The sequence below is a fragment of the Streptomyces sp. NPDC087906 genome (assembly GCF_055584925.1).
The window spans coordinates 81,028-103,306 of the sequence record NZ_JBVJLC010000002.1; the positions used below are offsets into that span (position 1 = coordinate 81,028).

Annotated in this window: 21 protein-coding genes and 3 pseudogenes; 10 read left to right on the forward strand and 14 right to left on the reverse strand. The window is 70.4% G+C overall.

What is annotated here, in order from left to right:
* Positions 1 to 204 precede the first annotated feature (204 nt).
* From ACZ63I_RS05630 to ACZ63I_RS05645, 4 genes and pseudogenes are all read right to left on the reverse strand, one after another.
* A complete protein-coding gene (locus ACZ63I_RS05630; protein WP_469335687.1) occupies positions 205 to 975 on the reverse strand; it encodes a helix-turn-helix transcriptional regulator in 771 nt (256 codons plus the stop codon).
* A 155-nt stretch (positions 976 to 1,130) separates the two neighbouring features.
* Positions 1,131 to 1,295, reverse strand: a pseudogene (locus ACZ63I_RS05635) (GntR family transcriptional regulator); the annotation flags it as partial.
* Positions 1,292 to 2,530: an alpha/beta hydrolase family protein gene (locus ACZ63I_RS05640; protein WP_469335689.1), complete on the reverse strand. Its 1,239-nt coding sequence runs from the start codon at positions 2,528 to 2,530 to the stop codon at positions 1,292 to 1,294. The pseudogene ACZ63I_RS05635 and the gene ACZ63I_RS05640, both read right to left, overlap by 4 nt.
* A gap of 154 nt (positions 2,531 to 2,684) precedes the next feature.
* Positions 2,685 to 3,311: a TetR/AcrR family transcriptional regulator gene (locus ACZ63I_RS05645; protein ID WP_469335690.1), complete on the reverse strand. Its 627-nt coding sequence runs from the start codon at positions 3,309 to 3,311 to the stop codon at positions 2,685 to 2,687.
* Positions 3,312 to 3,394: 83 nt separating this feature from the next.
* Here ACZ63I_RS05645 and ACZ63I_RS05650 point away from each other — a divergent pair, with 83 nt between their 5' ends.
* On the forward strand, positions 3,395 to 4,180 hold the full coding sequence (locus tag ACZ63I_RS05650; RefSeq protein ID WP_469335692.1) for a CE1 family esterase: 786 nt from the start codon (positions 3,395 to 3,397) through the stop codon (positions 4,178 to 4,180).
* Between the two features lies 1 nt (position 4,181).
* Here ACZ63I_RS05650 and ACZ63I_RS05655 read toward each other — a convergent pair whose 3' ends face one another.
* The 4 genes from ACZ63I_RS05655 to ACZ63I_RS05670 form a co-directional block, all read right to left on the reverse strand.
* On the reverse strand, positions 4,182 to 5,042 hold the full coding sequence (locus ACZ63I_RS05655; RefSeq protein WP_469335693.1) for an alpha/beta fold hydrolase: 861 nt from the start codon (positions 5,040 to 5,042) through the stop codon (positions 4,182 to 4,184).
* Positions 5,043 to 5,073: 31 nt separating this feature from the next.
* Positions 5,074 to 5,634: an NAD-dependent epimerase/dehydratase family protein gene (locus ACZ63I_RS05660; RefSeq protein ID WP_469335695.1), complete on the reverse strand. Its 561-nt coding sequence runs from the start codon at positions 5,632 to 5,634 to the stop codon at positions 5,074 to 5,076.
* Between the two features lie 128 nt (positions 5,635 to 5,762).
* Positions 5,763 to 8,465 carry an ATP-binding protein gene (locus ACZ63I_RS05665; RefSeq protein WP_469335697.1) on the reverse strand — a complete coding sequence of 901 codons (2,703 nt, stop codon included), beginning with the start codon at positions 8,463 to 8,465 and terminating at the stop codon, positions 5,763 to 5,765.
* 40 nt (positions 8,466 to 8,505) lie between these two features.
* The gene (locus ACZ63I_RS05670; RefSeq protein ID WP_469335698.1) at positions 8,506 to 9,675 is read right to left on the reverse strand and encodes a hypothetical protein; all 1,170 of its coding nucleotides are present in this window, start codon (positions 9,673 to 9,675) and stop codon (positions 8,506 to 8,508) included.
* 238 nt (positions 9,676 to 9,913) lie between these two features.
* Between ACZ63I_RS05670 and ACZ63I_RS05675 the strand changes: the two genes are divergently transcribed.
* The 6 genes from ACZ63I_RS05675 to ACZ63I_RS05700 all read left to right on the forward strand — a co-directional run bounded on the left by ACZ63I_RS05675 (position 9,914) and on the right by ACZ63I_RS05700 (position 14,713).
* Positions 9,914 to 10,510 (forward strand): TetR/AcrR family transcriptional regulator, encoded by a 597-nt coding sequence (locus ACZ63I_RS05675; protein WP_469337004.1) that lies wholly within the window; start codon positions 9,914 to 9,916, stop codon positions 10,508 to 10,510.
* A gap of 62 nt (positions 10,511 to 10,572) precedes the next feature.
* Positions 10,573 to 10,773: a ferredoxin gene (locus tag ACZ63I_RS05680; RefSeq protein WP_469335700.1), complete on the forward strand. Its 201-nt coding sequence runs from the start codon at positions 10,573 to 10,575 to the stop codon at positions 10,771 to 10,773.
* 65 nt (positions 10,774 to 10,838) lie between these two features.
* Positions 10,839 to 12,077 carry a cytochrome P450 gene (locus ACZ63I_RS05685; protein ID WP_469335702.1) on the forward strand — a complete coding sequence of 413 codons (1,239 nt, stop codon included), beginning with the start codon at positions 10,839 to 10,841 and terminating at the stop codon, positions 12,075 to 12,077.
* Between the two features lie 48 nt (positions 12,078 to 12,125).
* Positions 12,126 to 12,278: a hypothetical protein gene (locus tag ACZ63I_RS05690; RefSeq protein WP_469335704.1), complete on the forward strand. Its 153-nt coding sequence runs from the start codon at positions 12,126 to 12,128 to the stop codon at positions 12,276 to 12,278.
* Positions 12,279 to 12,549: 271 nt separating this feature from the next.
* Positions 12,550 to 12,942, forward strand: coding sequence for a peptidase inhibitor family I36 protein (locus ACZ63I_RS05695; protein ID WP_469335705.1), 393 nt, complete (start codon positions 12,550 to 12,552; stop codon positions 12,940 to 12,942).
* Between the two features lie 256 nt (positions 12,943 to 13,198).
* Positions 13,199 to 14,713, forward strand: a complete 1,515-nt coding sequence (locus ACZ63I_RS05700; protein WP_469335707.1) for a glycoside hydrolase family 88 protein — start codon at positions 13,199 to 13,201, stop codon at positions 14,711 to 14,713.
* Here ACZ63I_RS05700 and ACZ63I_RS05705 read toward each other — a convergent pair.
* Positions 14,707 to 14,897: pseudogene (locus ACZ63I_RS05705) on the reverse strand (ATP-binding protein); the annotation flags it as partial. The gene ACZ63I_RS05700 and the pseudogene ACZ63I_RS05705 sit on opposite strands and share 7 nt — an antisense overlap.
* 5 nt (positions 14,898 to 14,902) lie before the next feature.
* Between ACZ63I_RS05705 and ACZ63I_RS05710 the strand changes: the two are divergent.
* Positions 14,903 to 15,742, forward strand: a pseudogene (locus tag ACZ63I_RS05710) (TerD family protein); the annotation flags it as partial.
* Positions 15,743 to 15,778: 36 nt separating this feature from the next.
* On the opposite strand, the gene ACZ63I_RS05715 reads toward ACZ63I_RS05710, so the two are convergent.
* Entirely contained in the window at positions 15,779 to 16,273 is a 495-nt protein-coding gene (locus ACZ63I_RS05715) for a MarR family winged helix-turn-helix transcriptional regulator (protein WP_469335709.1), read from the reverse strand.
* Between the two features lie 136 nt (positions 16,274 to 16,409).
* Between ACZ63I_RS05715 and ACZ63I_RS05720 the strand changes: the two genes are divergently transcribed.
* Complete coding sequence (locus tag ACZ63I_RS05720) at positions 16,410 to 17,663, forward strand: amidohydrolase family protein (RefSeq protein WP_469335711.1); 1,254 nt, start codon at positions 16,410 to 16,412, stop codon at positions 17,661 to 17,663.
* A gap of 130 nt (positions 17,664 to 17,793) precedes the next feature.
* On the opposite strand, the gene ACZ63I_RS05725 is transcribed toward ACZ63I_RS05720, so the two are convergent.
* The 4 genes from ACZ63I_RS05725 to ACZ63I_RS05740 all read right to left on the reverse strand — a co-directional run bounded on the left by ACZ63I_RS05725 (position 17,794) and on the right by ACZ63I_RS05740 (position 21,490).
* Complete coding sequence (locus ACZ63I_RS05725) at positions 17,794 to 18,858, reverse strand: lipoate--protein ligase family protein (protein ID WP_469335713.1); 1,065 nt, start codon at positions 18,856 to 18,858, stop codon at positions 17,794 to 17,796.
* A gap of 63 nt (positions 18,859 to 18,921) precedes the next feature.
* Positions 18,922 to 19,653, reverse strand: a complete 732-nt coding sequence (locus tag ACZ63I_RS05730; protein WP_469335715.1) for a 2OG-Fe(II) oxygenase — start codon at positions 19,651 to 19,653, stop codon at positions 18,922 to 18,924.
* Positions 19,654 to 19,721: 68 nt separating this feature from the next.
* Positions 19,722 to 20,372, reverse strand: a complete 651-nt coding sequence (locus tag ACZ63I_RS05735; protein WP_469335717.1) for a hypothetical protein — start codon at positions 20,370 to 20,372, stop codon at positions 19,722 to 19,724.
* A 152-nt stretch (positions 20,373 to 20,524) separates the two neighbouring features.
* Positions 20,525 to 21,490, reverse strand: coding sequence for a pyridoxamine 5'-phosphate oxidase family protein (locus ACZ63I_RS05740; protein WP_469335719.1), 966 nt, complete (start codon positions 21,488 to 21,490; stop codon positions 20,525 to 20,527).
* A gap of 154 nt (positions 21,491 to 21,644) precedes the next feature.
* Here ACZ63I_RS05740 and ACZ63I_RS05745 point away from each other — a divergent pair, with 154 nt between their 5' ends.
* Entirely contained in the window at positions 21,645 to 22,265 is a 621-nt protein-coding gene (locus tag ACZ63I_RS05745; protein WP_469335720.1) for a CGNR zinc finger domain-containing protein, read from the forward strand.
* Positions 22,266 to 22,279 lie beyond the last annotated feature (14 nt).

Consider the following 22,279-nt stretch of genomic DNA (forward strand, 5'->3'; position numbering starts at 1 on the left):
GTAAGGCTTACCTGCACAGCGTATGGATTCGGACGTCGCCGATCAATCGAGCTTTTTCGACAGCCCTTGTAGCGATCGGGACATGCGCGGCTTGCCAGGCGGTGTCGGGGGCCGTCTACCGACCCGCACCTGTCGGTGGGCCCGCACAGGTCAGGGGGCCCGCACCTGTCAGTGAGCCCGCACAGGTCAATGGGCCCGCACAGGTCAGGGGGCGCGGAACCGGCCCGGCGTCATGCCCGTCGTACGCCGGAAGGCCACCCCGAAGGCGCTCGCCGAGCGGTAGCCCACCGCGTCGGCCACCACGTCGACCTCGAATCCGAGGGACAGCAGTCGCACGGCGTGCTGGGCCCGGACCGACGCCACCCAGCGGGCGAAACTCGTACCCGTCTCCGCCCTGAACGCGCGCGTCAGGGTGCGGGCGCTGCACCCGAGGACCTCGGCCCAGCCGCTCAGCGTCCGCTGGTCGGAGGGGTCGGCCCGGACCACGTCCACGACCGGCCGCAACAACGCGGAGGTGGGCAACTGGACCAGCAGCGCACGGGGAGAGGGCCGCAGGACATCGAGGATCATCGTCTCCGTCACGGTCCTGGAGTGCGACGGCAGCTCCGCCTCATCCAGCCGCTCCAGCAGGAGGCGGAGCAGCGGGGTGATCTCCACCGCCACCGGCTCGTCGGACAGCGCCGACCGGGTGCCGTGCCGGAAGAAGTGGGCGCGGTAGGAGGTGCCCGCGACCGCGGACGCGGAGTGCAACTGCCCGGCCGGCATCCACAGCCCCAGGGTCGGTGTGATGCACCACACCTGGGAACCCACCACGGCCGTCGACGCCCCGCGCTCGTTCCAGAGGAGTTCGTGCCACGGGTGGGAGTGTTCGTTCCACGCCGTGTCGGCGGTGACGACCTCCTCGTACCCCTGGATCACGAACGGCACGTCCACCTCGCCTGCGGCGAGCGTGGGCAGCTCTCTGGTGACGCGCATGTACCGAGGCTAACGGGCGCCGACCAGGCCGGACTCCGCGGGCGGGGGGTCGTCAGGGGGCGATGGTGACGACCGCCGTGTCGCCGGCTGCCGCCGCTGTGAGGGTGACCGTGAAGAGCTTGGTCGACGTGTTGCGGGAGACGGCGCCCACGCTCCTTGGCGGCACACAGCCCTTCCAGAGCCATGTGGCACTCGGTGTTGGCGACGACCTCATCGATCCCCACGACCCGTACGCGCGACCCGCGGTTGCGGATGCGCTCGGCCGCCAGATCGATCAGCGCGGCCCGGACGCCGGACCGCGTCAGGACGTCGTGGCTCAACCGAAGAGGTGCACCCGGGGATAGCGCGCCGAAGGCGTGTCGAACAAGCCCCGGTCGGGCCTCCCGCGCAGATGGCGGTCGAAGAACGCGGCTAGGTAGGCCCGTTGGGCCGCGATCGAGGCATGCGGAGGGATCGTCCCCACGTTGCTCTCGACGGTCTGCGCGGAAAGCCCCAGCGGCTTCGCGAGCTGCGGGACGATGCTCTGGACGTCCGTGTACGAGGCGTGCGCGGCGCCTTCCAGGCGGAAGCCGCGGTGCCAGCCGGTGCTGCGCCGCCAGAGCGAGGCCCAGGCGGGCTCGGTGTCGAGGTCGTCGGTGTCGTCGCCGGCCAGCAGGAACGGGCGGTCGAGGCCGTGCGCGGCGACCGACGACAGGTTGCCCGGCTCGGCGTCGTCCGTGACGTAGGCGAGGACGCCGTCGAGGTTCACGCCGGCCCGGATCCGCCCGTCCTCGTACATCGTCTCAAGGGCGGTGAAGCCCCCGGCGGAATGGCCGAACATCCCGACCCGGTGCGGGTCGGCCGCGCCACCGACCGCGCGGCGCAGCAGCGCGGGCATCCGGTCCAGCACGAAGCGGGTGTCCGCGACGCGGACGGCGACGACCTTCTCCAGCAGAGCGGTGACCTTCACCGGATCCTGCCCCGTGGCGGCGAACTCGGCGGGCATGACCGTGGTCGCGACCCGGCCGCCGGGGAACTCGACGGCGGACGCCTCGTAGGTGTGGTCGACGGTGACCACCACGTACCCGCGCGACGCGAGGTCGTCGCACAGCGTGCTGTTGAGGGAGCGGGGGTCGAGCACTCCCGGCGAGTACAGCACCACGGGGAACGGCCCACCCTGCCGCGCCACCGGGGCCCCCTGCCGCGCGTGGGTGCGGGTGGCGGCCCAGTCGACGGCGTCGCCGGGCACACCTGAGAGGTTGTTGACGGCGGCGAAACCGGCCGCCTCGCCGGGCAGGAACTGCGGCACGGCGGGCATCCCGGCCGTACGGGCGGCGGGGTAGCGGACGCTCACCATCAGCTCCCGGTACGGGAGCGAGGACACCCAGGGGTCGCCGCGGGTCGTGTCGACGAGACGGTACGCCGCCGCGCCGACCGGCCACGGGCCGCTCGGCCGAGGCAGGGCGAACCGCGCCGCGCGCGGAGCGGCGGAGGCGGAGGCGGCGGAGACGGAGAGGGAGATGGCCCCCGCGCCCGCGGCGAGTGCGGACAGCAGGGTGGTGCGGCGACTGAGCATGGACAGACATCTCCTTGCGGCGGTCGGAGCCCGGTACGCGGATACCGCCGGGCCCGGGGCGGTGCGGTGTGACGACACCGAGAGGGACGCCACCCGCCCCCGAATCACCTGACGCACCAGCACTGCCCCAGACACGCGGCCGGGATCGCCTGCGTCAACGACTTTCGGTGCCGCCCGGCGAAGGCCGTTCAGTGGGTTCTGTGCGAGAAACCTGGTCGTCGGCCAAGAGGCCGGCGAGAAGCGCGTTCAGGTACTCGGATGCCTTCTCCGGGCGGCGGCGCGCCGCGTAACCGATTCCGCACATCAGGAGGAGCAGGTCGGCGCCGTCGAGACCGGGTCGCAGCTCCGCGGCTGCTCGCCGCACGATCTCGCTGAACTCGCCCAGGAGCACCGCGCGCAGTTCCTCGGTCTCGGCGCGCTCGGCCCGCCCGCCGGTCGTTACGGCCGCGAATGCCGGATCGTCCGCGTACACGCGGAAGGCCCGTGCCAGGAACAGGCGGAGCGCGGCCACGGGATCGGCGACCTCTGCCGCGTCGCGGGCCAGCTCGATCAGTTCGACGAAGCGGTGTTCGACGAGGCCCTCGCGCAGGGCTTCGGGCGTGGCGAAGTGCCGGTACACCGTGCCGACCCCGACCTCGGCACGGCGCGCGACCGCGTTCAACTGAAGCGGCTCGCCCGCCTCGTGGATCGCCCGTGCCGCTTCGAGAATGAGGCGGCGGTTCCTGGCCACATCCCGGCGAAGCCCCGATCCCGGTGCTGCGGGAGGTTCGATCGCTGCCATGGCCGCACTCTACCGGAGGTCCTATCGAAACGGATGAGCGATCCATACGGATACATCATCCGTTCAGGCGCTAGGGTGTAGCCATGTCACGCGAAACCATCGAGGTCGGCGGCCGTCGCCGCACCTACCTCCACGTCGCCCCCAGCCGCCCCGCACCGACCGCCCCACTGATCGTCGCGCTGCACGGCACCACGCAGAACGCCAGGGCGATGAGAAAGTTCAGCGGCGGCACGATCGACGCCCTGGCCGAGAAGATCGGCGCCGATCTCGTCTACTTGAACGGCTACAGGCGCGCCTGGAACGATGCGCGCCGCATCAAGACCTCCGCGGCCCAGAAGCGCGACGTGGACGACGTGCGGTTCGTCAGGGAGGTCGTCGCGCGCTTCGGAAAGCCCGCGATCGTCATCGGCTACTCCAACGGCGGTCAGCTCGTTCACCGGCTGCTGCGCGAGATCCCGGAGACCTTCATCGGCGCCGTCCTGATCGCCGCGGGACTTCCTGTCGACGAGGACTTCACCCTGACCGCAGTGGCCCCGGCCCGGATCCCGATGCTGCTGCTCCACGGCACCGGCGACCCGGTCGTCCCCTACGAGGGAGGTGCCACAAAACTGCTGGGCCGCACCCGCGGCACGGTACGGTCCGCGCTGGACACGGCCCGGAGTTACGCCCCCGCCGGCGACCCGGTCGTAACCCGAACCGGGGACGTCGAGCGCCGCGACTGGGCCGGCGTCCGCCTCATCAGCCAGTTCGGCGCGGGCCACGTCATCCCCAACCGGAAGACGTCCCCGAGCCCCCGCTTCGTCGGCCCGTCCCACCACGACATCGACGCGGGCGAGGAGATTCGCGCGTTCTTCCACCTGGGCGAGTGAGTCAGGCGAGGAACTCGGTCACTGTCCTGGTGAACCAGTCCGGGTCCTCTTCGGCGACGAAATGCCCAGTCGATGCGATCCTTCCCCGCACATGGTCCGCGTGCGGACTCAGTATCTCTGCGGTGTCGGTGGTGCCGGACAGGGCTGTTCCGATGGCCAGGACCGGCATGGGCAGCTTCCGCTCGGCCAGGAGCGCGCGATTCTCCCGTCCGTCCTCAAGCAGGGTGCGGTAGTGCTCGAACCCGCCGCGCAGCCGCTCCCGCCCTGTGTATGCCTCGGCGTAGGCGGCGAGGTCTTCGGGGCTGAAGGTGCCGGGGTTGGACATGGCAGTGAACGTGGCGTTAAGAAATTCCAGCTCGTGCCCGTCGAAGAGCATCTCCGGCACGTCCGGCGCCATGAAGAGTCCGAAGTGCCACATGCCGCCCTCCGCCGGGTTCATCGCCTCCTCCAGACCGAATCCGGGCAGGAACGCGTCGACCAGGACGAGATGGGAGATGTCATCGGGATGTGCGGCCGCCCAGGCCAGCACGACCATCGAACCGATGTCGTGGCCGGCCACGGCCACGGGGCCGGTGAGGCCCAGTTCCCGCAACACCCCGCGCATGTCGCGTGCCTGGTTGCTCTTCGTGTAGCCGTCTTCGGGCCGGTCGCTGAGGCCGGTACCCCGCAGATCGGGAGCGACGACCGTGCGCGTCCGCGCGAGGTCCGACAAGACTCGGGCCCAGGCGCGCGATGTCTGCGGCCAGCCGTGCAGCAGGACCAGGACGGGCCCGCTGCCGCCGACGGCAACCGAGAGGTGCGTTCCGTTGGTGGCGACGCGTTGAAACTGGAAGCCGTCGGGAAGCCAACCGTCAGCGCTCATAAGGTTTCTCCTCCATCGAGTAGTCGAGTTGTCATGAAGTGCGCTGAGCCAGCTTCCGCAGGCGCGGTTCACCGATCATGCGGAGCATGTCCGTACGCTCGGGGCGCCATCGCAGTTCCCGCAGAGAGCTGACAGCTCGCAGACGGCTGGAGGCGCCCATGATCAGGCCCCCGAACTCGCCCCACACACCGGCTGCCTCTTCCGGGGTGATACTCCGGGTCTCGACCCCGAGGTCATCCGCGACTCGTTCCGCGATCCACCGATTGGGGACTTCACCGGCGACGGCGTGGTAAAGCCCTCCCGCGCGTCCCGATTCCAGGGCAAGGGTGAACAGGCGAGTCACGTCGTCGATGTGGACGTGACTGTAGGTGTTGAGTCCTTCCCCGATGTAGCAGGCCGCCCCGGTCGCGGCGACCGACCGGTAGACCATGGGTACATGGCCGTGGTCACCCGGACCCCAGATCAGTCCGGGGCGGACCACCATGCTGCGCAATCGGTCGGTGCTTGCGGCGAGGACGTTGTCCTCAGCGGATTTCCGGGTGGCGGCCAGGGGTTCGACGGTGAAGGGGTCACCTTCGCCCAGAGAGCCCAAGGGCCGGGCGGGGTCGAGGGTGCCGGGCCGCTGACCTCGGCGTTGCTGTAGAGGCCGTTCTCCACGTACACCAGCGGGCGTTGTCGCGGTGTTCCCTGTCGTGGGCGGCGCCGGGGACGTGTTGTCCGTCAGGCGTCCAGGTAGGGCTGGTCCCTGAGTTGTCTGCGGGACGTGATGCCGAGTTTGCGGAATATGTTGCGCAGGTGCGCGTCTATGGTGCGCGGGCTGAGGAAGAGCCGGGCCGCGACCTCGTTGGACGTGGCGCCGGTGGCGACCAGCCGGGCGATGTACGCCTCCTGCGAGGTGAGTTGGTCGTAGGCGCCGCCCGAGCGGTTGCGGACCTTCTCGCCGGTGGCGCGCAGTTCGTCGGCTGCGCGTCGGGCGAACGCTTCGAGACCGGCCCCGGAGAGCAGTTCGTGCGCGGTGCGCAGGTACTGGCGGCTGTCGCGCCTGCGGCCCTCGCGCCGCAGCCACTCCCCGTACAGGAGATGGGCCCTGGCCCGGTACGGCAGCAACGGGCTCTTGTCCAGGCACTCGACGGCTTCGCGGTAGTGGTCCTCGACGCCGGTCACCAGCCCGCGTGCGTACGCCGCGATGCCCAGGCCCGACGTCGTTCCACTGGCTTCGGTGCGCTCGGTCAGCGATTCCAGGGCTGCGGCGGCGACTTCGTGCTCACCGCACCGTACGGCCGCCTCCACCAGCTCCGGCAGGGAGATGCCGGCGATGAAGAGGTCGCCGTGGCCCACGGCTTGTCGCGCCGCCGCCAGTGCGGCCGGATAGTCGGCCAAGCCGTTGTGCAGCATGGCCGCCGTCCAGTGCACGTTGGCGATCAGTTGCCCCGAACCCCCCGCTGTCGCCGCGGCCGTGGCCGCGGCGAACAGCTCCAACGCCTCGCGGCGGCGGCCGCGCATCGCGGCGAGTTGCAGGCGGTGATACACGACCGGAGGTCCGCCGACGGCGTCGGCTATCGCCTCCTCCTCGGCGGCCGTCGCCGCCGCCTGATCCAGGTCTCCGGTCAGTGTGGCGTAGGTCGTCGCCTGGGCGAGTCCGAGTCGCAGCACGAGGGGCGAGCCCGACTCCCTGCCGGTCTTCATCAGCCACTCGATGATCGCTCCGTGGGCGTGGACGTCCCACAGTTCGCCGGCGAACAGGACGGCGAGTGCGGGCCGGCGCGTCCACAGCGGGCCGTCGTCGCCGTCGTCGCCGTGGAGGACCTTCCGTATCAGCGGAACCGCGGCCCGGTACCCTTCCGCTTCCAGCCGGACCAGCGCGTCGAGTACGTCCAGTGGGCGGTGTGCGGGCCCGTCCGACTGCGCCGCCGCTGCCAGGACCTTGTCCGTCACACCGCCGGGCCGGCCCACCACCAAGGCCATTTCGAGGGCTTCCAGAACACACTCGCGTGCCCGTACGGGGTCCAGATCCGCGAGCCGCCGCGCCGCGCGGAGCATGTACATGGGCCCGTCGCCGTCGTTGTGCCGCGTGAAGGCGATCTGGCCCCGCAGCAGGTCCGCCTCGGCCTGCTGGAGTCCGTCCGGCGCCGCGCTCTCCACGGTCGAGACGAGTTCAGCGGCGGTGTCGGTGTCGCCGGAATCGAGCTTGGCCCGCACCGCGGCGAGCGTCCGGTCGATCCGTACGGCGGGGTCCGACGACACCGCCGCTGCCCGTTCCAGGAAGGCAGCCGCGGCTACGACTCCGCCGCGCGAGCGGGCGCGGGAAGCGGAGCGCTCCAGTTCGGCGGCGAGGTCGTCATCGGGACCTGCGCCGGCTTGTGCGCGGTGCCAGGCCCGCCGGTCGGGATCGGTGACCGGGTCGGTGACGTCGGCCAGCACACGGTGCGCCGTACGGCGCTGAGCGGCCTCCGCCGCGCGGTAGACGGCCGACCGGGCCAGCGGGTGGCAGAACCGGACGCGGGTGGCGAACTCGACCAGTCCGGTGGCGGCAGCGGCCGAACTGGCTGCGGCCACGTCCAGGTCGAGCCGGCGCGCCGCAGGCCACAGCAGACCGGGGTCGCCGGTCGGGTCGGCGCTCGCGACGGTCAGCAACAGCCTTGCCGGGGTGGGTAGTTCGGCGAGCCTGGCTTGGAAGCCGCGCTCCAGGCGGGTCGGCAGCGACGTGGTGTCCGGCGGGGCGAACCCGCCGGCCCTGGGCAGTTCGAGCAGTGCCAACGGGTTTCCGCGCGCCTCGGCAATGATCCGCTGGCGTACCTGCTCGTCCAGCGTCATATGGCTGCGCGCCGCCAGCAGCTTCCGCGCGTCGGCGTCGCTCAGGCCGTCGAGGAGCAGGCCGGGCAGCTCGTCGAGTCGTCCCATGTCGCAGGGCAGCCGTACGGCGAACATCATGGCCACGGGTTCGGAGGTGATGCGCCGGGCGAGGAAGGCCAGCGCCTTCAACGAGGCCGCGTCCAGCCATTGCGCGTCGTCGACCGTGCACAGCAACGGGCGCTCACGGGCCTCGGAGGCCAGCAGCTCCAGGGCCGCCAGACCGACACGGAACACGTCGGGGGTGCCCGTACCCGAGCCGAAGGCGGCCTGGAGGCTGTCGCGGTGCGGGGCGGCCAGCGCGTCGAGGTGCCCCAGCATCGGTACGCAGAGCTGGTGCAGGGCGGCGAACGGCAGTTCCGTCTCGTACTGCGACCCGGACGCCCGCACGATCCGGAACCCCGAGGCGGCGCGCCGGGCGTGGTCCAGCAGAGCGCTCTTGCCGATGCCCGCCTCACCGCGCAGCACCAGCACCCCGCCCCGGCCCGAACGCGCGGCGCGGGTCAGCTCGTCGACCTGCCGGACCGCGTCCTGTCTGCCGATAAGGGGAGCGGAGAAGTGGTCCGAGGTCATTCCCCATAGGTTAGACGGCGCGCACCACCTGCCCGACAGCTCATTGGACCAGGTCGGTGTGCGGATGCTCGGGAGATCGCGGGCAGACGTAGAGCTGGAGGTTGTCGGTGCTGCCGACTTCGACCGCCGTCGGCTGCGAGAGATTCGGCGAAGCCGGGCGGCCAGGAGGGGCGTAGGCGGCGGCCTGGTCTTCGTCCGGCGCCCAGCTTCGTCCCTCGTAACCGTGCCATTCGAAGGAGGCGACGGTCAGCAGCGGGACCATCCGGGCGGCGCAGACGGCGCAGTACCGGGGGTACGGGTCGGTGCGGCCCCACGGGGGCCAGCCGCCGGCCTTCCAGCCGGGAGCGTACGCCAGACAGCGGTCGTAGAACTCGGTCGGATACCCCTCGTAGTCGTCGTCGGTTGCCTGCAGCCGCTTCCAGTCCGCCAGCTTGGACCGCATCTCCGGGCTCAGGATCTCCGTACTGCGGATCTCCGTGCTCAGGATCTCCGTGCTCAAGTCGGCGTCGGGTGCCTGCCATCTGTCCCAGTCCTCCAGCGCGCGCTGTATCTCCGCGTCCGTGTCCAGGCTGTGGGGGTAGTCGGTGATCGCCTCCGGTGCGAGCAGGCACGGCTCCGGCAGATAGCCCGGCCAGTCCGCCTCGCAGGGCTCCGGCGGTGTGGTGAGGATGTCGACGACATCGGCGGCGGCCCGCCAGAACAGCGCGGTCGACGGGGCGTAGCGCGGTTCGTGGTCGTAGGGGCACCAGAGGACCTGGAGAAGATCGGCCCGTCCTGGCGGCCGCAACACGGGTACGTCGCGCAGATACAACTGGGCCACGGGCAGCAAGGGGACCGGGCGCTCGGCGGGCCACGGAGGGCCGGCATCGAGCCGCTCCGCGGCAATGGCGGCGTTCCGCTCCCCTGCCGCCTTCTCCTCGGGTGTGCGACCGGGACCCTCCGGATCACGGTGCCGCCGGGCCAACTCACGCCGCGCAAGCCGCACTTCCGCGAGCGGCCGGCGGTGTCCGCTGTCCACGTGCGGGCCTTCGCAGTACGGCCACGGCTCATCGGCCGGCCACAGCAGCGGCCCTCCGACCGAGCTGTCGCGCACCGAAGGCGATCCGGGACGCGGATGCAGCCGGATCGCGTCACGCGCCAGCGGAGCCAGCTCCGGGAAGACCGCCGTGACATCGACAGACCGGGGCGGAGTGGTACGTACGAGAACCATGCCGGCGATCCTGCCACCAGCCACTGACAGTCCCCCGAACGTTTCCGGTCACTCATCCTCCCGATTAAGTCAGTCGATTGACTCAATTGGGGATCCAAGATTCACTCGTCCCGCAGGCACAAGCGAGTCGGGCTGTCGAGGAGGCAGGCGTGAGCGACACCTCGCGGGAAGCGCCGGTGGCATCGTGAACCGGACCGAACCGCGCACCGGCCGGGGCGCCGACACCCGTCAGGCGATCATGGCGGCGGCCGAGCGGCTCTACGCCGAACACGGCCTGTCCAACGTCTCCAACCGGCAGATCAGCGAGGCCGCAGGACAGGGCAACAACACCGCCGTCAGCTATCACTTCGGCAGCAAGGCAACACTGGTGCGCGAAATGATGGCCGCGCAGGGGGACCGGATCGCCGCGATCCGCCGGCGGTACGTGGAAGCGGCCGAAGGCAGCACGGACGTGCGGGACTGGACCCGGTGCCTGGTGCGGCCCGTACCCGAGCACCTCGCGACCCTCGGCGTGCCCTCCTGGCAGGCCCGTTTCGCGGTCCAGGTGATGACCGATCCGCTGATGCGGGCGCTGGTCACCGACGAGTCCCTCACCCGGGACAGCCTGCGCCGCACCCTCGAAGGACTCCACAAGAGCCTGTGCGGCACCGTTCCCGAGGCCGTGCGCCGCGAGCGCGGCGAGATGGCGCGTCATCTGATCACCCATACCTGCGCGGAGCGCGAACGCGCCCTGGCGGAGGGCACCGCCGGGCCCGGCGCGTCCTGGGAGCGGACCGCCGATTCACTGGAGGACGCGCTGGTGGGCCTGTTCACCGCGCCCACGTCGTCGCGCTGAAGCACCACCGAGCGCACTGAAGCCCCCCCGAGAACCATCCCCCACCGGACAAGGGAGCCCCCGTGAAGATCACCGTGGACGAGGAGAAGTGCTGCGGCGCCGGACAGTGCGTACTGATCGCGCCTGAGGTGTTCGACCAGCGGGACGAGGACGGCATCGTCATCCTCCTCGACGCCGCGCCTGCCGCCGACCAGCACGAGGCGGTACGCGAGTCCGCAGGCGTCTGCCCCGGCGCCGCCATCCGCCTCGGCGATGACGGGTGAACAGACCCGCCACCGCGCCCTGACCCCCGGCGCCGAAGGCCACCCCCCACACCACGGAGAAAGCCATGACCAGCACCCCCGCCGATCCCGGAACCGACACCCTCGACCTGCCGGACTTCCCCCACCCCCGTTCCTCCGGCTGCCCCTTCGGGCTGTCGCCCGAGATGCGGGCGCTTCCCGACCGGGGCGCGCTCACCCGGGTCCGTTCCTGGGGCGGCAGCACCCCATGGGCCGTAACCGGTCACGCCGAGCAGAAGACCCTGCTGTCCGACCCCCGCCTCAGCGTCGACTTCTCCCATCCTGGCTTCCCCAGCCCTGTCGACCCCGCGCACGCCCACGCCGGCAGCACCGATCTGAGCTTCGTCGGCATGGACGACCCCGAGCATCTCCGGCTGCGGCGCATGATCAGCGGAGCCTTCACCATCAAACGCGTCGAAGCGATGCGCCCCCGCGTACAGCACATGGTCGACGACTTCATCGACGCGATGCTGGCCGGTCCCCGACCGGCCGACCTCGTCCGGGACCTCGCCCTGCCGATCCCCTCCCTGGTCATCTCCGACATGCTCGGTGTCCCTTACAAGGACCACGGCTTCTTCCAGACCAACAGCAAGACCATCGTCTCCACCGTCGCCACCCCCGAGGAGCGGGGTACCGCCCACGCCAACCTCGCCGGCTACCTCGACGACCTCATCGGCCGCAAACTCACCGAACCCGGCGACGACCTCCTCTCCAGCCTCTGCACGCAGATCGAGGCCGGCGAACTCACCCGCCGCGAAGCCGCCACCATGGGGGTGCTCCTCCTCCTGGGCGGACACGAGACCACCGCCAACATGATCAGCCTGGGCACGCTCCTGCTCCTGCACCACCCCGACCAACTCGCCCTGCTCCGCGACACGGACGACCCCGACGTCATCCGCGGCGCCGTGGAGGAGCTGCTGCGCTACCTGTCCATCGTCCACCTCGGCCGGCGCCGCACCGCCCTGGCAGACATCGACATCGCCGGCCACACCATCCGGGCCGGCGACGGCGTCATACTCCTCGGCGAACTCGCCAACCGCGACCCGGCCGTCTTCCCCGAACCCGACCGCCTCGACCTCACCCGCAACGCCCGCCAGCACCAGGCGTTCGGCGCCGGAACCCATCACTGCGTCGGCCAGCCCCTGGCCCGGATGGAACTCCAAGTCCTCTACCCGACGCTCTTCCGCCGCATCCCGACCCTCCGCACGGTCGGCGACCTCGACACCATCCCCTTCAAGTACGAGGCCGTCATCTACGGCCTCCACGCGCTGCCGGTCACCTGGTAGCAGAACGAGCCGGCCAGAAAACCGGCGCGGTACGGTGCCTACGGGCCGGTGTTCCCCCTGCTCCACTCGATCGGGATCCACAACTGGGAGTCGGTCTCCGCGCCGATCGGACCTGGCCGGCTCGTCGGCAAGTTCGGCAACACCTTCGACTGGGGCGGCTGGGCGGCTCGTTGGTCGCGTGCGACCCCGACTCGCGTATGACGGTGGCCTACGTCATGAACCAGATCACATCGCACGCAACGGGACGCCGGGCTTCACCGCCCCCCACACACACCCCGGGCGCATCGACCACACGTCACGGTTTCGGTTTGCCCTGAAATATCCGAAAAGTCGTGTTCATATTCTCGTCATCCTTTTCATTTATCTGTCCGCTTAATTCGTTCGGGTGGCAGGCGGGCGGTACCGCATCGATTGAATTGCGCATGGATATGTACGGGCCGGAAAAGGACGTCTACCGCAAGGAAGTTCCGCCATGCGTATGCGCATGACTCTGGCCGCTGTCGCGGCCGCCGCCTGCGTCGCCCTCACCGGCGCGGCAAATCCCTCTCAGGCCCATAATTCCGCGTCGGAAGAGAGCGCGAGCGCCGCTCTGCGACGCGCGGCCGACCAGTGCGGGGCGGGGGAAATCTGCTTCTGGCAGGACAGGAACTATTCGGGTACGCCGTGGCGGTGGACGCCCGGCGCGGGATACCGCGACATGCCGGCGTATCTGCACGACCACGTCTACTCGTTCTACTCCAACGCCAACGGCTGCTTCATCGACTGGGCGCCGCAGGAGAAGCGAAGGGTCGGTCCCGGTGACTACGCCAAGGCCTACGACACCAACTTCGGCAAGCGGATCGACGCTGTAGGCCCCACCTGCTGAGTGCCGCCTCACGCCCGCCGCTGCCCGTTCGATCCGAACAGGCGGCGGCGGGCCCTGCGCGCGCCCGGCCAACTAATACGTATTAGTTATTGACTTCCCTGGAGCGCGGAGCCACCATCCCTCACGTTGCTCAGTGCGTACACGTTCGTGGTGAACACCTGTCGGTCTGTCCGCACACCTCCCCCCGGGGCGGTGTCAAGAATGACTGGAAAGGGAGTCTCAAATGCGCATCAGGGCTTTAGCGTTGGTGATCGGGATGATCGCCACGAGCTACGCGGTGACGGTGAGCCCGGCACACGCGGCAGCGACGGCGTACGAGGCGGAGAAGGCGACCGTCTTCCACGGCACGGTGGATTCCGATCACCCAGGTTTCACCGGCACCGGCTTCGTCAACACCGCCAACGAGGTTGGCTCGTATGTGGAGTTCACCGTCAACGCGCCGGCCGCCGGGGCCGCCACGCTGACCCTGCGGTACGCGAACGGGACGGCGACGAGCCGCAAGAGCAGCGTCAGCGTCAACAGCGCGGCCGTGGCCGCCCCGGAGTTCATCCCGACCCCGAACTGGGACAGTTGGGCCGCCGCCAGGGTGCCCGTGACGTTGAAGGCGGGAACGAATCGGGTCCGTGTCGTCAGCACGACGACGGGTGGTCTGCCCAATCTCGACTCGCTGACCGTCGCCGACCCGCAGAGCACGGACTGGTCGGACGCGATGATCGACTCCACCATGCGCCAGTACACACCCGCGAGCGTCGGCGGATGGAGCTATCCGGTCGCCCTGTACATGATGGGGCAGTACCAGGTCGCGCAGCGTACGACGGACCCCGCGCGCCGGGCCGCCCTGATCGCGTACATCAAGGCGTGGGCCGACCGGTTCGTGAACGCCTCCGGACACATCGACAACGGCTTCGGCACCCTGGACAGCATGATGCCGGGCCAGGTGATGATCGCGATGTACCGCGAGACGGGCCAGGCCAAGTACCGGCTGGCCGCCCAGCAGATCCATGACCGGCTGCTTCCGGCCGGCGGCTACCCGACCACGAGCGACGGCGGATTCTGGCACGGCGACAGCGCCGACCGGACCGACCAACTGTGGTCCGACGGGGCGTTCATGGCCGACCCGTTCATGGCGCAGTACGGCAAGTACATCGGGGACAGCACTCAGTCGTTCGACATCGCGACCAAGCAACTGGTCATCTACGCGAGCCACTTGCAGCAGCCGAACGGGCTGCTGAAGCACGCCTACGACGCGTCCAAGTCAGCCTCATGGGCGGACCCGAGCAGCGGTCTCTCGCCCGAGTACTGGTGCCGCGCCATCGGATGGGTCGGAGTCGCCACCACCGAGCTGCTGGACCTGATCCCGGCCGATCACCCGCGCCGGGCCCAACTGGTCTCGATCGTGCGGAACTTGGTCCGTGGCATGGCCGCCTACCAAGACCCGTCCAGCGGACGCTGGTTCCAAGTCGTCGACAAGGGCGCAAGCGCCGGCAACTGGACCGAGACGTCATGCTCGGCGATGTACACGCTCACGGTCGACGCGGCGATCAAGGGCGGATATGTCTCACGCGACGACTACCAGGCGACGGTGGATGCCGGGAAGCGGGGCGCGCTGAACCGGATCTCCTTGCACCCGGACGGGCTGACGTACCTCACGTCGATCTCCGTCGGAACCAACGTCGGCGACTACGCGTACTACATCAACCGGCCCCAGGCCACGAACGACTTCCACGGCCTGGGCGCGTTCCTCTACTTCTACGAGCAGGTCTATCACTGAGCGTGCCGCGGCAGTCGGAGCAGGAACACCGACCCCTCGCCCACGGTGCTGCGCGCCTCGACCGTGCCACCGTGGGCCTCGGTGATCTGGCGGACGATGGCCAGGCCGAGCCCGCTGCCGCCGGTGCGGCGGTTGCGGGACTTCTCGGCCGCCAGAAGCGGTCGAAGACATGCGGCAGGTCTTCGGGGACGGGCGGCGGCGCGGCTCGATCTGCCCCTGCCCCTGGTGAGCTGTCCGCCCAGGGCGGAGTCCCAGTTCACTCCGAAGCCGCCCAAAACCCCGTGCGCGTACCGCAATCGGGGACGGCCGGATCCACGCGGGCCTCTGCGGCAAGGAATGAAGATCGCGATCACGGGTGAGACCGCCCACGCCCGCGCTGAGCTTGTCGGTCGGGCGGTTGCCGCCGGGCTGAACATGATGACCTCGGTGAGCCGGCTCGCAGCGCCGACCGCCACCATGGCCACGGCTGAGCAGGGGCCCCGGCCTCAGCAGCCGCTGGTGGTGCCGAGAGGCGGCGTCGTCGATCTGCCCATGCCGCACGGCGGACCCGCACCGGAGTGGTACGTCACCGCCGGTTGGGCCCCGCAGTCCGGGTACGAGATCGACGTCGTCGCCTTCCTGCTCGACGAGGACGAACAGGTCACCTTCGACGAGGACTTCGTCTTCTACGGGGCTCCGGAGAGCCCGGCCGGTACTGTGCGGCTGCTGACCGGCGGCCCCGCCGAACAGACCATCGCCCTCGACCTGGCTTCACTGCCGCCCTCCACACGCAAGGTCGTCGTCGCGGCCGCCATCGACGGCGCCGCCAGCTTCGGGACGGTCGGTGCGATCCGGATCGGTGCGGCACCCGGCGGCAACGGCGCGCTTCTGGCCCGAGCCACCCTGGACGCCGCAACCACCGAACGCACCCTGCTGCTGGCGGAGATCTACCGCAGGGGCCCGGTCCGGCGCTTGCGCGCTGTCGGCCAGGGCTACGACCACGGCCTCGACGCCCTCGCACGCGCCTACGGCGTCGACATCACCGACTGAACGACGGGGAACCCTGTTGCCGCCCGCGGGCGGTTTTCAGGAGCCGGTGCCTGGGCCGGTGCGGGGGCCGAGTTCGGCGGTGGCATCCGCGTACTTGACGAGCAGTCGGGCGAATTCGCGTCGTTCTGCCTCCGGCCAGTCGCGGGTGAGGTGGACGAAGGCCTGGCGATGCTGGCTGCGGAAGCGGTCCCGCAGCGCGATGCCCTCCTCGGTCAGGCGCAGGACCGTACGGCGGCCGTCGGCCTGGGAGGCGACCCGCTCCAGCAATCCGGCGCTGATGCAGTCGGTGACCATGCGGCTGGCGACCGACGGGTCGACGGTGAGCTGATACGCGACGCCGCCGACGGTCATCTCGCCGTCGGCCTCGTCGACGATGTTGATGAGCTGGTTGCGGGTGATGTCCTTGCGGGTCACCGGCGGGTCGACATCCACCAGCGCGGTGCGCCGGCGCATCCGGGCGAACGCGGCACCGACGGCGTCCAGCAACGCGTCCGGCACCTGGTCCGGGCCCGGTGGTTCGGTCCTGTTCACCCCCGCAGCATATCCGCAGATCGATGCCGTTCGCATTTACGTGCAATACTGCACGCGTATGCAAGACAGCATGAGACTCGTGGCGCGCCAAAGATCCCTGCGTCACCTCGGCTCAAACAACGGACAGGAAGCAGCCATGAGCACCGCCATCATCAATGCACGGATCTTCGACGGCGGCCGGACGCTGGAGGCGACCACCGTCGTCTTCGACCGGACCGGCATCCTGGCGGTGGGCGGGGACGTCCCGGCCGGTGCGGAGGTGGTCGACGGCGCGGGTGCGACGCTGCTGCCCGGTCTGATCGACGCCCACGTCCACACCAATGCGGAGTCCCTGGCCCTGGCGCTGCGGTTCGGGGTGACGACCGAGCTGGAGATGCAGGGCACGCACACGGCCGACAACCGCGCGCACATCACCGGCGACGACACCGTGGCCGACGTACGCTCGGCCGGGTTCGGCATCGCCCCGCCCGGCGGACACCCCAGCGAGCTGTTCCCCGAGGGCTTCCGTCCGGGCCCGCCGCCCGGCGCCGACGACAGCGCCGGGGCCGGGTCCGGCAGGCCGTCAGGACCGGCGCCCCTGATGCCGTTCTCCACCACCCCGGAGCAGGCTGTCGCGTTCATCCCGCAGTTGATCGAACGCGGCTCGGACTACATCAAGTTCATGGTGGACGACGGCTCCGTCGAGGGCCACCCCGGCCTGCCCATGCTCGACCAGGCCACACTGAACGCCGGCGTCGCGGAGGCCAAGCGGCTCGGCAAGCTCACCGTCGCGCACGCCCTGACCATCGAGGCGACCCGCATGGCCGTCGAGGCGGGCATCGACGGACTGGTCCACCTGTTCATGGACGGACCCCACACCGACGAGATCATCACCCTGATCAAGGACTCCGGCGCGTTCGTCGTGCCCTGCGTCGTGCTCAACGCCTCCATGATGGGGATCACGGGCGACGCACTGGCTGACGACCCCCGGGTGGCCGCCCGCCTGGACGAGGCCTGGACGACGACGCTGCGCAGCAGCTTCGACCACTACCCGCAGGGCAAGCTCACCGATGTGCTCGGCTCCGTACTCGCCCTGCGGGATGCCGGCGTGGACATCCTGGTCGGCACCGATGTCTCCATGGCGCTGCCGTTCCTCGGCGGCCTTGCCCACGGCGCCAGTGTCCACCACGAACTGCAGTACCTCGTGCGAGCGGGCCTGACCCCGAGCCAGGCCCTGCACGCGGCCACCGCCACCACCGCCCGCCGCTTCGGCCTGACCGACCGCGGCCGCATCGCCCCGGGCCTGCGCGCCGACCTGCTCCTGGTCGACGGCGACCCCACCACGACCATCTCCGACACCCTCAACACCCGCGCCGTCTGGCGCCGCGGCACCCAACTCAGCGCAGCCTGAGGCGCCTTCAGCGTTGCCCTGGGCTACCGAGGAAAACTGGATGACCGATCGACGAATGCGAGTTCCGTATCGAGATCTCCACGCGCTCGGTAGCGGCCTCAACGGCCGACCGGCGGCCGTACCGGCGGTCTCACGGCACCCGGGCGGTCCATTCCGGGCTGCTGAACTTGGTGGCCGCCAGGTCCTCGGCGCGGGCGAGTTCCGCTTCGGTGACCTGTCCCGGCGCCAGGCCGTAGCGGGCCCGGAAGGACTCGATCATGCGGTCGATCACAGCCTCGCGCGTCAGCCCTGTCTGGCGGCGCAGGGGGTCGACGCGTTTTTTCGCGCTCCGGGTTCCCTTGTCGGACAGCTTCTCCCGGCCGATCCGCAGGACCTCCAGCATCTTGTCCGCGTCGATGTCGTAGGACATCGTCACGTGGTGGAGAACCGCGCCCGGACCGCCGTCAGGTCCCACGACGCGTTTTTGGGCCGCGCCTGCGATCTTGCCGACCTCGGTCGCGATGTCGTTGAGCGGTTGGTACCAGGCTTTGATGCCCATGTCACCGAGGGCGTCCAGGACCCAGTCGTCCAGGTAGGCGTACGAATCGGCGAAGGACAGCCCGGATACGAGCGACGCCGGGACCGAGAGCGAGTAGGTGATGGTGTTGCCGGGCTCCACGAACATCGCCCCGCCGCCGGAGATCCGCCGCACCACGGTGACACCGTGCCGTTGGGCGGCCGCCGGGTCGACCTCGTTGCGGAGGGACTGGAAGCTTCCGATGATCACCGCGGGTCCGCCCCACTCCCACACGCGCAGCGTCGGCGGGCGCCGGCCTGCGGCGACCTCGGCGGTGATCACCTCGTCGAGGGCCATGTGCAGGTCAGGCGACTGCGGGCCCTCGCTGATCAACTGCCAGTCGTAGTCACGCCAGTCCGTGGCCTGGGCGAGGGCCCGGCGGACGGCGACGGCGATGCCTTCCGCCGTCAGCCCGAACATGACCGTGTCCTCCGGGAGGGCCGACACCACCCGCCTGACCAGCTCGGCGGCTTCGCTGTCCGCGGGAGCGCCTTCCAGCGCGCGGTCGATGGCCATGATCGCCTCGTCCGGTTCGAGGAAGAAGTCGCCGGCGACGCGGACGTCGCGCAGCACCCCGTCACGCTCGTCGAGATCCACCACGACCAGCTTCCCGCCGGGCACCTTATATTCTCCGTGCATACCGATTCACAACGTTCCCGCCGTGGTCTTTAGTCCGGCTCGGCGGTCCGGTCGGGACGCCTGTCAGGCCGCGTCGTGGAACACGAGGCCGAGGGTGTGCCTGGAACCGGAGCGTACGGTGCTGACTCCGTGGCGCATCGGGGCGTTCGACCATCCGCGCTTGGACGCCACGGGCCGGTCCCTGGTGGTGAAGACGAGTCCGTGGCCCTTCGGGACGCTGGTCGCCGAACCTCGGGACTGCGCGCGGGGCCGCTGCTCGGTCATGAGGAACTCGCCGCCCGTGTAGTCCACGCCAGGCTCGTCCAGGCCGACGACGACCTGCAGGGGGAAGACCATCTCCCCGAACACGTCGCGGTGCAGGGCGTTCCAGTCGCCAGGCCCGTAGCGCAGCAGGATCTGCGCGGACCGTTCCTGTCCGGCCGCGTGGCATGCGGCGATCCACTCGTCCAGCGGGTCGGGCCACGGGGCGGGGCGCCCGAGTTTGTGCGCCCACTCCCGCGCGAGGGGCAGCAGGTGCGGGTAGAAGGCCGTACGCAGACCGAGCACGGTGGTCGGCAGGTCGTGTGTGAAGTACTTGTACTGCCCGGAGCCGAACCGGTGGCGGGCCATGTCGATCGTGGTCCGGAAGGAGCCCTCGTCCTCGTAGAGGTCCTTGAGGGCGGAGACCTCGGCGTCCGACAGCAGCGGCCCGGTGAGGGCGCTGCCGTACGCGTCGAGTTCGGCGCTGACGGCGTCCCAGTCCTGGTCTGCGACGCGCTCGTCGATGCTGCTGGTGGGCTTGGGTGCGCTGGGCATGTGATCGTCCTTCGTGTGTGGTGTGCCGGGGGGTGCTGTGCTGCTCCGGCGGTGGTCTCCGGGCCGCGTCACCGGGCGGACTCGTCGATCTGCACGGGGTAGCCGGCGCGCAGGGCGGCCAGCGTCGCGGGAGGCGTGATGACCGTCGCCGTACCGGACGCGGGCAGTTCCCGGCGTCTCCCGTACCCCTCTCGCGTCCATTCCGCGAGGTGCCGGTCCAGGTGCCCGTCGAGATGCCCGTCGAGGTGCCCGTCGAGTACGAGGGCGGGCACCCCGTCCTCGGTGCGGACGAACGCCCCCTCCGGCACATCACGCCACGCGAGGGCGTGGTAGCGCCGGCGGTGGGTGCCTCGGTGGATGCGTTCGGCGTGCAGCAGGCGGTTCATCTCACCGGCGGTGGGTGGCTGGACGCCCAGGCCCTCGGCCCAGGCGTCCCGGTACGCCTGGTAGCTCTCGCGACGGCACTCGGCGCACGGCCGGTGCCCTGCGGCGAACGACACCGCCTCGTCGTGGAAGTAGAGACTCGTCCAGTGGTGCGGGGCCCACTGCTCGCGCCGCCGGTTGCGAAACCGCAGTGCGCACGTGATCCACAGGTTGCCCGCGTGGGAGCGGACGATGTCGTGCCCCTCGTGCAGGATCCCCCGGTTGCCGGTCCAGGCGCCCCGCAGAGGCGTGGCGATGATCTCGCCGGTGGGGGTGACTCGGTTGCGTTCGGGCATGGTCGACCTCCTGACGCTCTCCGCGTGATCGGCTGTGCGGGCCGCCGTCCAGGGACACATTCAGTAGACGCCGGGGCATCGCGATACGTGAGGTCGGCAACCGCAACCGCAGCAACCTGAAGGCCCCCCGGTCCGCCTCGGCGGGGGGTCCTTCACAGAGCGGAGTGCCGGCCGGTGAGCGGCGGATTGTCGGGCGCCGCGGTGACAGTGTCGGCCAGAAGGGGCAGCAGGTGGCCGGCCACCACGCGCCGGGGGGTGAAATGCACGCGGCGCCCGGTCCCGTCGTCGTCCCCCGGGACACCGGGATCGGTCCACTCCAGATCGGCCCGACCGGACAGGTGGAGGGTGCGACCGGTGGTGAAGTCGCAGAACAGCAGGGCGGCTGTCGGGTCCGTCTGAAGGTTGCCGATGGTGTTGAACATGTTGTTGCCCCAGTAGTCCGGCCACCACAGCCGTCCGTCCTCGACGCGGACGAAACCCGGCGGCCCGCCGCGGTGTGAGGCGTCGCTGCCCCGGGTGGGATGGGTGGTGCCGATCAGGAACGTGTCCGACCGGCGGATCAGGTCGGTGTCCGCCTGGGTGAGGGCGCTTGCGTGCCGGACCGGCACCGCGCCGCGGGCCGTGGTCGGCGCGAGGTGGAGGTGCCGGCTCTGGATGTACTGGGGGCAGTTGCCGTACGCCTGCTCGACTTCGACGCGCAGTCCTTCGCCGTCCGTACGGGACAGGGTGCCGTTGATCCGCAGGCGTCTGCGGATGGCGAACTCGACGACGATCAGCCCGACCGGCTGCGGCACCGGAAGGTGGCGAAGCGGGTCACCGTCGGCGGGCAGGGTCCGTACGTCGAGCGCACCCGGTGCGGCCACGTGGAGGAAACCGGGCGGCCCGGCGAGCGGGGAGGTCCACAGAGTGCCTTCGGTGTCGCGTGCGGTGATCGCGGCGAACGACCTGTCCCCCAGGAACCGGGCGACGCCGCCGCGCAGTTCGGCGGGGGCCAGCATGCCCGCGAGCCGGGCCGCGTCCCTCGCCACCCCCGCCTGCCGCTGTACGGCGAGTTCACCCTCGTGGAAGCCCGCGGTCGATCGTCGTGCCGTGTCGTCGCCGAGGGCGGAACCGGTCATAACAGCAGCACTCCTTCGACCTGTCGGACTTCTGACGCTACATTCTGACGCTTGGATACCACACCAACCGTTAGAAGCAGCGTGGCATCCGCCACCCGCCATGTCAAACGGTTGGGGCCATACGTAACCGTTAGAAGCGCGGTAACCTCGCAGCGTGGACACCAATGCACCGCTCCTGGGCGAACCGCTCCCCGTGGAGCTGATGAACACCATCTGGGCGGACCGGGACGGCGTGCACGACGCGCTGGGCGACCCCGACGCCACCCGCGCCTGGCTGCACGCCGTCTGCTCCCGTACCGACCTGCTGGCGCCCGGCGACCTCGACGCACTCACCGCGTCCGACCTCGACGGCCTCGGCGGGCGGCTGGTCGGCCTGCGCGACGCCCTGCGCCGACTGGCCGCCGAGGCCACCGCGGATCCGCGCCCTGCGGCCGCCTCCGGCACCCGGGAACTGCACGCGGCCGTCACCGCGCTCAACCGCGCCTCCGGCGACACACCCCGCTGGTCGGCCCTCTCCTGGACACCCGGTCAGGAACCCGCACGCCGTACCCGCACCAGCGGGCAGGCCGCCGCGGCCGCCGTCTCCGCCATCGCCGAGGACGCCGTCACACTCTTCGGCGAGGACACCCGCCGCCGGCTACGCGCCTGCCTCGCACCGGGGTGCGTCCTGTACTTCCTCAAGAACCACCCGCGCAGGGAATGGTGCTCCGCGGGCTGCGGAAACCGCGCCCGCTCGGCCCGCCACTACCAGCGCCACCGCCACGCGACGGACTGACCTCCCCGGGGCCC